Annotated in this window: 12 protein-coding genes; 3 read left to right on the forward strand and 9 right to left on the reverse strand. The window is 71.5% G+C overall.

Annotated features, from left to right (window positions below):
- Positions 1–12: 12 nt before the first annotated feature.
- Genes WMF46_RS11140 through WMF46_RS11155 form a run of 4 tightly spaced genes read right to left on the reverse strand, consistent with a single transcriptional unit; the run spans position 13 to position 3,378 of the window.
- Positions 13–612: a hypothetical protein gene (locus WMF46_RS11140; RefSeq protein ID WP_437985589.1), complete on the reverse strand. Its 600-nt coding sequence runs from the start codon at positions 610–612 to the stop codon at positions 13–15.
- Positions 606–1,946 (reverse strand): PilW family protein, encoded by a 1,341-nt coding sequence (locus WMF46_RS11145; RefSeq protein ID WP_437985590.1) that lies wholly within the window; start codon positions 1,944–1,946, stop codon positions 606–608. Before WMF46_RS11145 ends, WMF46_RS11140 begins: the two co-directional genes overlap by 7 nt.
- Positions 1,943–2,545 carry a type IV pilus modification PilV family protein gene (locus WMF46_RS11150; RefSeq protein ID WP_437985591.1) on the reverse strand — a complete coding sequence of 201 codons (603 nt, stop codon included), beginning with the start codon at positions 2,543–2,545 and terminating at the stop codon, positions 1,943–1,945. The genes WMF46_RS11145 and WMF46_RS11150 overlap by 4 nt, the downstream gene beginning before the upstream one ends.
- On the reverse strand, positions 2,542–3,378 hold the full coding sequence (locus WMF46_RS11155) for a pilus assembly FimT family protein (protein ID WP_437985592.1): 837 nt from the start codon (positions 3,376–3,378) through the stop codon (positions 2,542–2,544). The genes WMF46_RS11150 and WMF46_RS11155 overlap by 4 nt, the downstream gene beginning before the upstream one ends.
- Positions 3,379–3,488: 110 nt before the next feature.
- Here WMF46_RS11155 and WMF46_RS11160 point away from each other — a divergent pair, with 110 nt between their 5' ends.
- Positions 3,489–4,550, forward strand: coding sequence for a DUF6599 family protein (locus WMF46_RS11160; protein ID WP_437985593.1), 1,062 nt, complete (start codon positions 3,489–3,491; stop codon positions 4,548–4,550).
- 71 nt (positions 4,551–4,621) lie between these two features.
- Here WMF46_RS11160 and WMF46_RS11165 read toward each other — a convergent pair whose 3' ends face one another.
- The 4 genes from WMF46_RS11165 to WMF46_RS11180 form a co-directional block, all read right to left on the reverse strand.
- Complete coding sequence (locus WMF46_RS11165) at positions 4,622–5,344, reverse strand: peptidylprolyl isomerase (RefSeq protein ID WP_437716915.1); 723 nt, start codon at positions 5,342–5,344, stop codon at positions 4,622–4,624.
- 51 nt (positions 5,345–5,395) lie between these two features.
- The gene (locus tag WMF46_RS11170) at positions 5,396–6,244 is read right to left on the reverse strand and encodes a MaoC/PaaZ C-terminal domain-containing protein (protein ID WP_437985594.1); all 849 of its coding nucleotides are present in this window, start codon (positions 6,242–6,244) and stop codon (positions 5,396–5,398) included.
- Positions 6,245–6,373: 129 nt separating this feature from the next.
- Positions 6,374–7,138: a hypothetical protein gene (locus tag WMF46_RS11175; protein ID WP_437985595.1), complete on the reverse strand. Its 765-nt coding sequence runs from the start codon at positions 7,136–7,138 to the stop codon at positions 6,374–6,376.
- 88 nt (positions 7,139–7,226) lie between these two features.
- Positions 7,227–9,563, reverse strand: a complete 2,337-nt coding sequence (locus WMF46_RS11180) for a serine/threonine-protein kinase (RefSeq protein WP_437985596.1) — start codon at positions 9,561–9,563, stop codon at positions 7,227–7,229.
- A 125-nt stretch (positions 9,564–9,688) separates the two neighbouring features.
- Here WMF46_RS11180 and WMF46_RS11185 point away from each other — a divergent pair, with 125 nt between their 5' ends.
- Positions 9,689–11,515, forward strand: coding sequence for a segregation/condensation protein A (locus WMF46_RS11185; RefSeq protein WP_437985597.1), 1,827 nt, complete (start codon positions 9,689–9,691; stop codon positions 11,513–11,515).
- On the forward strand, positions 11,502–13,205 hold the full coding sequence (scpB, locus tag WMF46_RS11190) for an SMC-Scp complex subunit ScpB (RefSeq protein ID WP_437985598.1): 1,704 nt from the start codon (positions 11,502–11,504) through the stop codon (positions 13,203–13,205). Before WMF46_RS11185 ends, scpB begins: the two co-directional genes overlap by 14 nt.
- A 42-nt stretch (positions 13,206–13,247) precedes the next feature.
- On the opposite strand, the gene WMF46_RS11195 is transcribed toward scpB, so the two are convergent.
- On the reverse strand, positions 13,248–13,592 hold the full coding sequence (locus WMF46_RS11195) for a helix-turn-helix domain-containing protein (protein ID WP_437985599.1): 345 nt from the start codon (positions 13,590–13,592) through the stop codon (positions 13,248–13,250).
- Positions 13,593–13,644 lie beyond the last annotated feature (52 nt).

The raw sequence follows: 13,644 nt of genomic DNA on the forward strand, positions 1-13,644 counted from the left end.
CGCTCCGGTTCGTCACTTCGAGCAAAGGATATCGGCAACGACGGACATGGATTCCTGGCTGCCCGCCGCCGCGATGGCGGAGCCGCCGGGCCAGGCGATGAGCCGCGCGCTCATGGTGACCGTGCAGTAATCGACGCTCACCGGGTTCGGGCCGCCCATGTCGCTGCCGGCGCGGTTCCCTATCGCAGGCCTTATCTTATCAGTGATCTCCACCTTGGCGATCCACTGGACGGGGGCGCGACCAAGGCTCCCGGGCGTCTCCGGCGGGCCGGGCAAGGGCGGCTCCAGGAGCTCTTCTGCCGCGTCGAACGTGTGCGGCAAGAGCGGCCAGCACGCGTCGGTGATGACCGAGCAGCTCGTCGACCTGGGGATCATCTCCAGGCCTCCCTTCTGCTCGATCTCGGCGATCGCGAGCTGCATCGCGTACTCGGTGAGATAGTGGGTCTGCGTCATCCGGCGCTCGTGGCCGCTGGCGATGGTCGACAGCGTGGCCGCGTGGGCCGCGAACAGGCCGATGGCGGTGAGCATCGTGATGACCAGCACGACGATGAAGACGGCGGCGCCCCGCTCGCGGGAGCGCCGGCGGGACCGGGCGATGCTTGCGTTCACCATTGGACGTAGGCCTGGTTGGGGAGCGCGATGTCGGCGTAGAGCGTGCGCATCCGGGCATAGACCGGCGGCGATCCCGAGGGCGCCGTGTCCCCGAAGGTGTTGGCGCTGGCGGAGATGCCGGGGATCAGGAACCTGAGCCTGCGGCCGTCGGCGCCCAGGGGGAAGCCGACGTCGCGATCGGGCGCGCGGGTGCGGGTCGAGAGCCGGACCTGGACCGACCGCACGCGCTGCGGCATGGCCCCTGGCTGGTCGTTCGCGGCGGCGTTGGTGTACACCGACGCGTTGTCGATCGCGGTGATCGGAAACCGCGTGATCTGCGGATTGGTTACCCCGGGCACGGTGCCCGCCGTTGCGGTGGAGATCCCGAACTTCAGATCGACGGTGTACTCCGCGATGACCTCGAGCGTGTCCGGGAGCTCCTGATCCTCCTCGTCGAGCTCGACCCGCACGAGCTCGGTGCGGCCGTTGTCGCCGGTGAGCGCCGGCGTGACGGGCGCCACGAGCGGGGCGTAGGCCGTCGCGTCGCCGACGAGGCTCCGGATGTCGTAGCGGACGCGGGAGACGACGTTCACCCATCCTCCGTCGCCGGTGGCGCCGCCGGGGGTCACGCCGCAATCGGCGAGCCCGACCAGCGTCGGCAGGCCGGGATCCGCCTTCAGCGTGATGGAGATCTGGATGGGCGGATTACCGATCACGTTGACCTGATCGATGACGCCATACAGGAACTTCTCCTGACCGCGGACCATGATGCGCAGGAAGCGGTGAGGAGCGAAGATCTGGGTCAGGCTCTGCCCGCCGCCCCGCGAGCGCTCCAGCGTCCGCTGCACGGCGGTGCTGCTCGGGTTGAGCTCGACGACCCAGTCGCCCGACTCATCGCTGATCTTCCTGAACTCGAACAGCTCGGTGCTGTTCAAGCTGCCGCCGATGATGATGGAGTCAGGGTGCAGCCCGTTGGCGATGCTCTGGTTGAGCTCCGTCGCATGGAGGAACTCCGACCCCTGACGGAGGATCGAGATCCCGGCGAGGCGCCGCAGGCCGACCGGCGAGGCCGGGACCTGACAGACCTCCGGGTCCTGGAGGATGTTGGGCGACGACAGATAGCCCGCGCGCTGCAGGTCCGCGGTCAGCCGGTTCATCCCGATCGTCGCCGCGAGGTGCGAGGCGGAGGCCCTCGACTCGTTCTGGAAGAAGCGCGTCGCGTTCTTCGAGAGCAGGAAGGCCGCCAGCGACACGATGAGGCCGGCCGCCATCGCCACGAGCAGCTCCACGAGCGTGAAGGCTCGCTGTCCTGAGGCGCGCGCGCGCGGGCGGGTGGTGCGTCGGCTCGTCGTCATCGCCTGTCCTCGCTCGTGTTCCGGAGCACGCCGGTCGTGAGGTAAACCGCGCCGAAGCGCCCCGGGTCCGCGTCGACGTCGAGCGGGGGGATCCCGCAGTTGATCGGGTCCCCGTTGCGCTCCCAGATGACGCGGATCTCGGCGCGGAGGAGGCTGTCCCAGATCCGCGTGCCCGACACGGGATCGGTGAACTGGCGGAAGCGGACGTGCGTGCAGAACGCGGACGCCGACGTGTCGCCCGTGTAGATGTCGGCCCCGAGCACGTCCGCGCTCGGCGACCCGAGCGCGGGGATCTCCGTGGGGGTCACCTTCGTGAACGGGGCGGTGGTGCTGAGCGCGAGCCAGTCGGTGTCGCTGTTGATGTCGGGGACCCGCATGGGATCGTTCCACTGGAGCGCGTCCACCCGCAGCCGCTCTGCCCAGGTCATGGCGATGCTGTTGGCGATCGCGAGGTTGCGCGCGTTCGTGTTGCTGATGAGCGTCGCCTTCTGCAGCGCGAGCACGCCGGTGGCGCCGATCGCGAGCACGCCGAGCGCCGCCATGACCTCGATGAGCGTGTAGCCGCGGCTCGCCGCCCTCCTCGCACGCGCCGCGCTCACAGCCCGAGCCTCGCGACGCCGTTCGGCGGGACGAAGACCGAGCGCAGGAGGCCGGTCCTTGTGTTGGTCACATCGACCCGGAGCGCGCCGAGCAGCGGCGCGAACCCAGCGGCGGTGTCGTAGCGGACGAACGTCCGCCCCCGCGGCGTGAAGCAGACGTCGGCGTTGGCGCGCGCCACGCCGGTGGGATCGAGCAGCTGCATCGCCGCCAGATCGATGCCCTGGGTGTGGAGCGTCGTGACCGGCTCGGTCTCGGCCGGGTTCATCCAGTCGACGACGCTGAGGCAGCTCTTCGCGATCAGCGGGCCGGCGGGGGTGCTATCGACCAGCGCCTGCTGCACCTGGAACGCGCCTGTCGAGGCGGTCCACCGCACGAGGACCGCCGTCCCGCGCCCGATCGCCTGGTAGCGCGCGAGCCGGTAGATGCCGCTGATCTCCATCGCGGTGCGGTTCACGCGGCGATCGCGCATGCCGCTCACGAAGCTCGGCGACGCCGCGGCGGCCAGGATGCCGATGAGGACCACCACCGCGAGCAGCTCCGGCAGGGTGAAGCCGCGCTCGCCACGGCGGCGCAGCGCGCGCTGCCCCGGAGCGCAGGCCCGCGGTCGATCGGAATCACGAGGAGGAGGTCGCGAACAGGAGGGAGGGCGCACCAAAGGATCGGCAAAGGCAAGCCGCATGCCCTCGGCGGGCGGCGCTAAGTCATTGAACTTCATGGTGAATCTATCAAAGCGATTCGCCGCGGGCGCTAACGATTGCGGCGCTATGAAAAAAGGTGCAAGGCGAACATGCCATGCGATTCCCGCCCGAAAGGTGTTCACCGAGAGGCCCATTGGACCACAGCGTGTCAGCTGCGACACGCGCGACTCGCGCGACTCGCGCGTGCCCCGGGAGGCCGTTGCGCTCCCGTGCGTGGGGCTGCGCGCTGCTCGCAGGCGCGCTCGTGGCCGCGCTGTCTTCGGGCTGCAGCAAGAAGGAAGAGCCCCTCGGCGCGCCGCCGCCGCCTCCGCCGGCCGCGAAGCCGGCCGCCTGCGCTGGCGGCGGGGGGACGATCAGCGACGCGGCGAGCGCGCCGTTCTTCCCGCGCACGACGGGCGGGTTCTGCCTCGACCCGAACGGCGGGGAGAAGACGTTCGGCGAATCGGCGCCCCTGCCGCTCGACAGCATCTGCGACATGTTCGACGGGGAGTGCGAGATCTACAAGGGATTCGGCGTGCGGCGGGTGGTCGAGGCGCGGTACGTGAGCGGCGAGGGCGGCTCCGCGACCGTCGACGTCCACCTCTCGAAATTCGGATCCACGGAGGGCGCTTACGGGATGTTCACGAAGCGCACCGTGGGCGACGGTGACCCCGCCGACGAGGCGACGCCCCGCGCGATCGAGGGGGGCGGCGCGGCCGCGATGGGGGTCGGGAACGCGTACCTCTGGCGCGGGCAGTACCTCGCCGAGATCACCTACAACGACGAGGCGCTGGCCGAGGCGGCGCTCAAGTCGTCGAGCGAGAAGGTCCTGCCTGGGCTCGTGAAGGAGATGGGCGCGAAGCTGCCCGGCGAGCCGTCGCTGCCGCCTGCCGCGGCGGCGCTGCCCAGGGACAACATGATCCCGCTCGGGATCCGCTACGAGACCAAGGACGTGCTCGGGGTGGATGGCGCCGGGCCCGGCGCGTTCGGCTACTACAAGGAGGTCGACAAGCGCTACCGGGTGGTCGCGATCGTGCGCGACGACGTCGACCAGGCCAAGGACGTGCTGTCGACGCTGGCGAAGCTGCCGGGCGCGGCCCGGGAGAAGGGCATCGGCGACGGCTCGGTGCGCCTCATGAGCAAGGACGGCGAGGGCTCCGCGACCGAGTGGGTGTTCGCGCGCGCCGACAAGACCGTCTACGGCATCGGCGACGAGGCCCGCGTGCTCCGCAACGGCATGACGGCCGACGAGCACGCCAAGCTGACGCTGACCAAGGAAGAGAAGACGGCGAGGCTGAAGAAGCTCGTCAGCGCTCCGGCGCGCTGACCACGGCGGGAGGGGTCGAGCCGCCCGGGGCTCGCGACGCTGCGGCGCCGCGGCCCGGCGGCGCCGCGCGCTCACTGCGTGCGGAGGATGACGTGGTAGCCGAACGCCGTCTCGACGAGTTCGCTCACCTGGCCGACCTTGATCTTCTCGAGGCCCGCCTGGAACTCCGGGACCATCGCGCCCTTCGGGAACTTGCCGAGGTCCCCGCCGCGCTTGTCCGCCCCCGGCTCGTCCGAGTACTCCTTCACGACGTCCGCGAACTTGCTCGGATCGGCCTTGGCCTTCGTCATGGCCTCGGTCGCGCGGGCCTTGGCTTCGTCCTTCGTGCGCTCGATGGTCGGGGGCGCTCGGCGGCTCCCCTTGTACATGACGAGCAGGTGCTTCGCGCCGAACATCTCCCTCGGCGCCTGCGCCGACTGCGCCGGGCGGGGCGTGGGAGCGGGCGGCGGAGCGGCGGCGGTGGCGTGCTCGTGCTCGTCGGGCTCCGGGGCGACGGGGGCCGCGAGGCGGGCGAGCGGCGTCTTGTTGAACATGCCGAAGAAGCCGAGGAGCCCGATCAGCACGAGCGCGCTGAGCACGGCGTGCGGCGCCCACCAGTACGGATCTTCCGGCTCGGCGCCGTCGTCCTCCGCGTCGTCGTCGTCGTCGTGCGCGTGGCCGTGTCCCCGCCCGCGGGCCGCGGTGGCCTTCGCCTCTTCCTCCTCGCCGTCGTCGTTGCCTTCGTCGGTCGACCCGGCCTCGTCGTCGAGGTCCTCGTCGTCCTTGGCCCTGTCCTTCTCGCTCGTCTTGCTCATAACGCTTCCCCGATCCGGGCCTCGGCCCTTAGCACGCGACCACGCCGGCCGTCAGCCGATCTCCGCCCACGCGCTCGTGAGCACCGGATCGGGGCGTTCCTTGACAGAGGTGACCACCGCGACCTTGCCGCCGGCCAGCGCCCAGCCCCGCGTGATGAGGGTGTCGCCCGGCCACACCGGCTTGCGGAACTGCGCGCCGTACGCCCGCAGCCGGCTCGCGTCGCCGCCCGCCGCCTTCTGGATGATCGCGCGCGCCGCGAAGCCGTACGTGCAGAGGCCGTGCAGGATGGGGCCCTGCGTGAAGCTCGCCTTCGCCGCGACCTCCGGATCGGCGTGCAGCGGGTTCTCGTCGCCCGAGAGCCGGTACAGAAGCGCCTGCTCGGGCGCCGTCGCCTGCTCGACGACCCAGTCGGGCTCGCGGTCCTTCGGCACGGGGGCCTCCGACTCGGCGTGCGGCGGGCGCGGCCCGCCGAAGCCACCGACGCCGCGCACGATGATCGACCACACCGTGTCGAAGAGCGGCTCGTCGTTGAGCGTGGTCTTCGTCTCGACGATCACCTGCGCGAACTTCTTGAGGTCGTAGATGGCCGCCAGCGTGGCGGTCGTGAACAGCGTCCCGCTCGTCGGGAGCGGGCGGTGCACCCGGAGCGTCTGCCCTCCGTGGACGATGAGCGCCAGCTCGGCCCCGGCCACCTCGAGCGCCTCGAACACGGTCCCCTGGGAGGGGATCACGCCGAACGTGGGGTAGACCTTCATGCCTCCCGGCGCGCCCTCGTACAGGTACTCGAGCTCCTCGCGCTGGGCGCCGATCCCGAGCGCGTAGGTGGCCAGGGTCTTCCAGTTGAAGGTGAACGCGCTGGGCTGGGTCGTGTAGCCGACCTTCGAGAGATTCAGCGGCATCGGGGGCTCCTCGCAGGATGGAAACGGCCGCGCAGGCGTACCGACCTGGCGATGTCGCGTCAACTGCCGCCCGCCGAGCGGAGCGCGGCGTCAGGGCGTGAGGCGCCGCAGGCGGCGCCTGGCGCGGCGTCAGAGCGCGAGGCGGTACGCGATCAGGACGCCGATGTTGAACATGTCGACGCGCTCGGAGAGCGAGGCGAGATCGCCGGTCGGGGAGACCTTGCGCTGCTCGGGGAGGAACCAGCTCGAGTAGCGGATGTGGCTCCCGACGCTCCAGTTGTCGGCGAAGGCCCAGTCGCCGCCGATCGCGAGCCCCGCGGCGACACCTTCGGTGCCGATCGTCGCCGCCCTGGGCCCGACGTACGCCGTGTCCGAGTACGGGTTGCGATCGGCCTCGACCGACCACGAGTCGTTGACGACGACGCCGCCGACCGTCACGCCGGCCCACCACTCCGAGCTGCGGATGCGGAGGGCGTAGTAGCGAAACAGCCCGTCGAGCATGAAGTAGCTGCGCGCGTGATCGCGCTCGAGGCCGCGCGCGCCGCGCGCGGCGTCGGAGGTCAGCGTCGCCGCCCAGAAGATGCCTGCGCCGAAGCCGATGTCGCGAAAGCGGTAGAGGTTGTGGATGCCGAGGGAGACGCTCGTCTCGCCCTGCTCGCAGGCGCCCGGAGACAGCGAGACGGGGCAGACGTCGGCGCCCGGGAGCGTCATCACGCCGCTGCTCACCTCCACCATGGTGTAGGGGAAACCGCGCTCGCGCGCGGCGACGGCGCGGCGGGCGGCCCTGCTCTCGTCGGCCCGGCCGGGGGCGGAGATCAGGAGCGCGGCGAGCGCGGCGGCGCACGCGGCGCCGCGCGAGCGCACGCTCGTCGCTCGCGCGCTGCCACGCCCCACCAGCGCTGCTCGGCCGCCCTGCCCGGAGCTGGCGTTGGCGGGCGCTTGCGACGTCGGGTACCGGCCGCCTGGACTCACCTTCTCTGGATTATAACCAAGGACCGGTCGACGAGGGGAGCGGCGAGGCGGCGTCCGTGGGCAGCGGCGGCGGCGAGGGCGGAAGGACCGGCGCAGGTGCGGCGCTGGCCGGCGGCGAGGCGGCGCCTGTGCTGTGGGGCGAACCCGCGCCGCCCGGCGTCGGGGACGGGGCCGGCGCGCCCCGGGGGACGGGCGCCGGCGGCTGGCCCTGGGGAGCGCCGCGGACCTCGGCCGCCGCGGGGCGGCGCGGCGCAGGCCTGCGGTCGGCGCCTGCGGCCTGCGGCCCCGAGCTCTGTGGAGCGACCTGGGGTGGCGGCGCCGGGGCGGCGCCCGGCGGGCCGCCGGAGAGCTCGGCGACGAGGTGCTGGGCGGTGGTGAGGGCCGGCTGCAGCTCGAGCGCGAGCTTCGCCAGCCGGATGGCGCCGGCCTTGTCGCCGGCGTATTTCCGCCCGAGGGCGTCGGCGACGATGCGCTCGGACGACTCGCGGCGGAGCTCGGCGAGGCGCGCGTCTCCTGGCCACCGGGCGAGCGCCTGCGAGACGATCTCCTTGACGTTCTCGCGGGGCGGGGTGTCCCAGGCGTGCCTGCCCATGCAGTCGCGCGCGCGCTCGATGTGTGCTTCGAGGGTGTCGCGCGCGGCCGGCCCCCCGAAGGCGCCGAGGTGCCGCCCGCCGAGGAACACGACGAACCCCACCGCGCTGGCGCACGCGAGCAGGGCGGTCGCGCGCGCGATCATCGCCCGACGGGGGAGCGGCCGCGCCGCGGACTCGACGCCTTGCATGGTCGACGGGACGGGCGCGGCGTCGCGCATGGGATCGATGCCGAGGCCGATCGCCGTGCGCGCGGGCTCGTCCGCCGCGCCGACGTGGTGAGCGGCGCTCCACGATGCGCGCGCTCCGGCGTCGAGCCGCTCCACCGGTTCGGCGAGCGCGCCGCCGAACCGCGCGCCGCTCGAAGGCCGCTCGGCCTGCGACGACGCTGCGAGCGGCGTTGTCCAGGAGGGCGCCGAGCTGATCGAGCTGGACGAAGCGCGCTCGACGCCGCTGGAGGAGGAGCGCTCCTCCTCGCGGCGGTGCGACGCGGGGTCGCTCTCGCGGCGGTGCGACGCGGGGTCGCTGTAGCGCGCTGCCCCGCCCCCCGGGAGGCGGGGATCGAGGTCGCCGATGTGGGCGCTCTCGAGCGTCGGCGCGGCGATGCCGCCGATCTGGGCGGCGAGCGCGGGGGAGAGATCGAGCGATTTGGTGCGCGACTTCGAGGCCAGCTTCATGACCGCGCTGGCGCGCAGGAGCCCGGGCTGGGCGGCGATCTCATCGGGGTCGAGCCCGCTCGCACGGACGGCGAGGGCGAGGTCGCGGCCGAGGGCGCGCGCGTCGGGCGCCCGGTCCGACGGCTTCTTGGCGAGGTTCTGCATCACGATCCGCGCGATGGGCTCGGGCACGTAGCTGGAGCGCGCGATGCTGCGCAGGTCCGCCGGCGGGGCGTGCGTGTGCTGGACCAGGAGCGCGACGGGCGAGTCCCCCTCGAACGGGGCGCGCCCCGCGAGGCACTGGTACAGCATCGTCGCGATGGAGTAGACGTCCGCCGGCGGGCCGACCCGCTGCCCTTCGGCGCCTTCGGGCGAGATGTACTTGGCGGTGCCGAAGATGAGCCCCGCCTGGGTGGTCATCGCTTTGTCGGCCCAGTCGAGGCGGGCGATGCCGAAGTCGAGCACCTTCACGTAATCCGGGTCCTCGCCGCGGCGGACGAGCATGATGTTCTCGGGCTTGAGATCCCGGTGGACGATGCCCTGCGCGTGCGCTTCGCCGACCGCGTCGCACACCTGGAGGGCGATGTGGAGCGCCCTCGGGAGCGGCAGCGCCTCGCTCTCGCCGCCTGTCCCTGCCGCGGCGAGCGCGGAGAGCAGCGAGATGCCGTCGAGGTGCTCCATGACGAGGTAGAGCTCCCCGCCGATCCGGGGATCGGCCGTGGCGGGCACGCTCCCGGTCATGAGGACCTGGACGACGTTCGGGTGGACGAGCCGGCTCGAGATCTTGGCCTCGCGGTGAAAGCGGCTCACGAGCTCGGCGTTGCTGCTGAGCTCGCGGTGGAGGATCTTCACGGCCACGTCGCGCTCGATCCCGGCCTGGAAAGCGCGGTAGACGCGGCCCATCGAGCCGATGCCGATGAGGTGGCGGGTCTGGATCTGCCCCCCGAGCGTGATGCCCACGTACGGGTCGCGCTCCGCGGCGCCGAAGCTGGGGCTCTTGCGCGAGCTCGCGAGCGGGGTGCCGTCGCGCGGGCAGTAGAGAACGCCCGCGTCGTAGCGCTCGCCGCACGAGGGGCAGCTCTTCGCGGGGGACGGCTCCATCGACGGCGCTGATCCTAGCACCGCTCCCGCCATAAATTCTCGGACGGAGCGGCGTTTCGGCGCGCCGCGGCGCCCGAGGACGCTCGGACGTGGACCGACCGGCGCCTTGCGACTACGGTCGCGGCGTGAGCGGTTCCAAGGCGGGTGCAGCACGGGCGCGCAGCGGGAAAGGGCGCGGCAACGCGGGCGCCGCCCCTGTGCCCGCAGCGCGCCAGGGCGCCGCCTCGCTGGCCCGGGAGGCCGCCTCGCCGCCCCGGGAGGTCGCCTCGCCGGCGGCCGATGCAGGGCCGCGCGAGGGCGAGTACGTCGTCACGCTCCCCACGTTCGAGGGGCCGCTCGACCTGCTGCTGCACCTCATCCAGCAGCACGAGCTCGACATCCTCGACATCCCCGTGAGCTTCGTCACGGAGAAATACCTCGAATACCTGAAGATCATGCGCTCGCTCTCGATCGACCTCGCGAGCGAGTACCTCGTGATGGCGGCGACGCTGACGCACATCAAGTCGAAGATGCTCCTGCCGAGCGTGCCTGCGGGGCAGGACGACGACGGGATGCCGGGTGAGGAGGAGGATCCGCGGGCGGAGCTCGTCCGGCGGCTCCTGGAGTACCAGAAGTACAAGGTCGCCGCGGCCGACCTGAGCGAGCGCGGGACGCTCGGGCGCGACGTGTTCACGCGCGGCATGAGCGAGAGCGAGGTGCCGAAGGGCCCGGCTCCGTTCGCGCAGACGGCCATCTTCAGCCTGCTGGACGCCTTCGAGCGCGTGCTGAAGCGGACGAACGTCCAGATTGACCATGAGGTCGTCTTCGATCGCATCAGCATCACGGATCGCATCGTCGAGCTCACGGAGAAGCTCTCGGTGCGGCGCGCCGTGCGGTTCGAGGATCTGCTGCTCGACAGCGTCTCGAAGGGGGGAGTGATCCCTCGCTTCGAGGTCGTCATCACGTTCCTGGCCGTGCTCGAGATGTGCAAGCTGAGGCTCATCCGGGTCCATCAGACGGACCCGCTGGCGCCGATTCACATCCAGCTCGCGGCAGCCGATGGCGCGCCGGTGGCGGATGACGGATTCGAGGACGTCGCGCCGGTGGCGGAGCGGCTCGAGACGGCGGGGAGCGAGGAGGCAGGAGCGCCGCCTTCTGCCGCGGAGAGCGAGGTCGCGGAGGCGGTCGAGGTGGGGCGAAGCGAGCCGGCTGGGCCGGAGCTCGTCGAGCCGATCGAGCAGACGCGCGGAGAACTGCCGGAAGCGGAGCTCGTGGGGGCGCCGAGCGGCGCACCGGAGAGCCTGGAGCCGGTCGAGCCCCTGGAGCAGGTGGAGGACGTCAGCGTCGCGGAGGCAGAACCTGAGCCTGCGGAGGCGTCGAGCAGCGAACCGGTGTGGTCGGAGCCGGCCGAGCCCCTGGAGCAGGTGGAGGACGTCAGCGTCTCGGAGGCAGAACCGGAGCCCGCGGAAGCAGCGGAGGCGTCGAGCAGCGAACCGGCGTGGTCGGAGCTGATCGAGCCTGTGGAGCAGGTGGAGGACGTCAGCGTCGCGGAGGCAGAACCGGAGCCCGCGGAAGCAGCGGAGGCGTCGAGCAGCGAACCGGCGTGGTCGGAGCTGGTGGAGCCCGTGGACGAGAGGAACGTCGAGGCGGGTGACACGGACCTGGCAGAGGCCGCGGAGCCACCGACCGGCGAACCGACGGGCCCGGAGCTGGCCGAGCCAGCTGAGGAATCGAGCGGCGAAGTATCGGGGACGGAGCTTCCCGGGATGGCGGAGGAGGCGAGTCGTGCGCACGACGTCGCCGGGGGCGAGCCTGCGGTGGACGCGGCGGAAGCCGATGCCGGTCCGGCTCCGGATGAGGCGGAGCGCGATGCGGTTGTGGGCCCGAACGCGCACTCGACCGCCGAGGACTTCGCAGCGCCGCCGACAGAGGTGGATGAGGTAGACGCAGGGAGTGGCCGTGACGGTGGCTGATGCCGCGGCGAAGCGGCGGCGCATAGCGAAGACGACGACAGGTCAGGGCGCTTCGGCGCGGCTGCGGGCGGCGGCGCACGCATGGCTCGGCGAAACGAAGCGGCCGAGGGGCGGGAAGAAGGAGCCACGCGCACCGAAGACGGCGGGGCAGGGCACGCCGGCCAAGGCGAGCGCGCAGGCCACGCCAGCGCGGCTGAGGGCGGGGGCGCACGCATGGCTCGGCGGAACGAAGCGGCCGAGGGGCGGGAAGAAGGAGCCACGTGCACCGAAGACGGCGGGGCAGGGCACGCCGGCGCGGCTGAGGGCGGGGGCGCACGCATGGCTCGGCGGAACGAAGCGGCCGAGGGGCGGGAAGAAGGAGCCACGCGCACCGAAGACGGCGGGGCAGGGCACGCCGGCCAAGGCGAGCGCGCAGGCCACGCCAGCGCGGCTGAGGGCGGGGGCGCACGCATGGCTCGGCGGAACGAAGCGGCCGAGGGGCGGGAAGAAGGAGCCACGCGCACCGAAAGGGACACGGCAAGATCCGGTCGCTCGCTTCCGCGCTGGCGCATGGGACCAGCTCGGTCATCCGGCGCGCCGCGCCGACGTTCCTGTCCGGAGCGCAACCACGGTGCCCGGGCTCTCTGCCGTCGCGCGCAAGCACCTGAAGGGAGTGTTGGAAGCGCTCATCTTCGTCGCGGAGCGACCGGTGCCGGCGCGTGATCTCGCGCGTTCGGCGAACGCAGAGCACCGCGTCGTGCGAGAGTTGCTGGCCGAGCTCGTCGCGGAGTACGACGGACGAGGATTTCGTCTGGACGAGGTCGCCGGAGGGTACGTCTTTCGAACGAGCCCCGCATTTGCGCCCTTCGTTCGCGAGGTGACAGAGCAGAAGCCGGTCAAGATGTCTCGCGCCCAGACCGAGACGCTCGCGATCGTCGCGTACCGGCAACCGATCACGAGGCCCGAGATCGACGAGATCCGCGGTGTGGATTCCGGCGCGGCGCTCAAGTCGCTCCTGGAGCGTGATCTCGTGAGGATCCTGGGCAAGAAGGACGAGCCTGGGCGTCCGATGCTGTACGGCACGACGGCGCAGTTCCTCGAGTTCTTCGGCCTGAAGGCGCTCGGCGAGCTGCCCACCCTGCGCGAGTTCACCGAGCTGACCGAGGAGTCGCGCCGTGCCTATGAGCGTGAGCTCGGCGAAGAGCCGCCCGAGACGGGGGTGGTGACGTCGGGACAGGAGAGCTTCGCCGGCGCGGAGGGATCGCTCCGGACGAGCGCCGCCAGTGGGGGCGAGAACCTATCGGAAGACGTCGGCGCGTCGTCTGCTGCGCCGCGGGAGGGAGAGGTCGCGATGGACGCAAGGGAAGACGAAATGTCTGAGGAGATCTCTGTCGTGGGAGCGGACGCAGCGCTTGGTGAGCCTGCTGCAAAGGACGCTTTCCAGCACGCCAACGACGTCGCAGAGGAACGGCGCGACGAGGACGACGAGGACGACGAGGACGACGAGGACGACGAGGACGAGGACGACGAAGACGAAGAGGACGGGGACGGGGACGAGGAAGAGGACGAAGAGGACGGGGACGACGAGGACGAGGACGACGAAGACGAGGACGACGAAGACGACGAGGACGACGAAGACGACGAGGACGAGGACGAGGACGAGGACGAGGACGACGAAGATGACGAGGACGACGAAGATGACGAGGACTGAACGTTCACCCTTGTCTGAACGTCCAGTGCGTTGCCGCGTCGCTCACGGCGGTGCAGCATCCGTCGGATCCGGATAGGCCTCGGCCAGCTTCGTTGCGGCGCTCCTCAGCTCGGGGTGGGCGAGGAGCTTGCGGAAGAGCCGCCAGAGCTCGGGATCGGCGAGCAGCTGGAGCGGCGAGGCGGCGACCTGTCTCCTCTTCTTGCGGGGGATCGCCTCCGGACCTTTTCGTCGCAGCTCCTCCATCATTCCCACGAAGCGCTTCGTAGGAAAGAGATCTCCGTGCTCCCACGCGAGCACGGTCTCCTGCTCGATGCCCAGCGCTCCGGCGAGCTCGCGGGCCGTGCAGCCGAGCTCCTGCCGGAGCTTCTTGATGTCCTCGGGGGCCATGCGAGGCGAGGGTAGCGGCCTCGAAAAAAGAAAGCGACGTCGAGCAACCGGC

It is taken from the genome of Sorangium sp. So ce117 (genome assembly GCF_051524395.1).
Lineage (GTDB): Bacteria > Myxococcota_A > Polyangia > Polyangiales > Polyangiaceae > Sorangium > Sorangium cellulosum_B.

What these genes read in the sequence shown, in the direction of transcription:
- WMF46_RS11140 (WP_437985589.1), bottom strand. Translation starts at nt 612, where the DNA reads ATGGTGAACGCAAGCATCGCCCGGTCCCGCCGGCGCTCCCGCGAGCGG.
- WMF46_RS11145 (WP_437985590.1), bottom strand. Translation starts at nt 1,946, where the DNA reads ATGACGACGAGCCGACGCACCACCCGCCCGCGCGCGCGCGCCTCAGGA.
- WMF46_RS11155 (WP_437985592.1), bottom strand. Translation starts at nt 3,378, where the DNA reads ATGGGCCTCTCGGTGAACACCTTTCGGGCGGGAATCGCATGGCATGTT.
- WMF46_RS11165 (WP_437716915.1), bottom strand. Translation starts at nt 5,344, where the DNA reads ATGAGCAAGACGAGCGAGAAGGACAGGGCCAAGGACGACGAGGACCTC.
- WMF46_RS11170 (WP_437985594.1), bottom strand. Translation starts at nt 6,244, where the DNA reads ATGCCGCTGAATCTCTCGAAGGTCGGCTACACGACCCAGCCCAGCGCG.
- WMF46_RS11180 (WP_437985596.1), bottom strand. Translation starts at nt 9,563, where the DNA reads ATGGAGCCGTCCCCCGCGAAGAGCTGCCCCTCGTGCGGCGAGCGCTAC.
- WMF46_RS11195 (WP_437985599.1), bottom strand. Translation starts at nt 13,592, where the DNA reads ATGGCCCCCGAGGACATCAAGAAGCTCCGGCAGGAGCTCGGCTGCACG.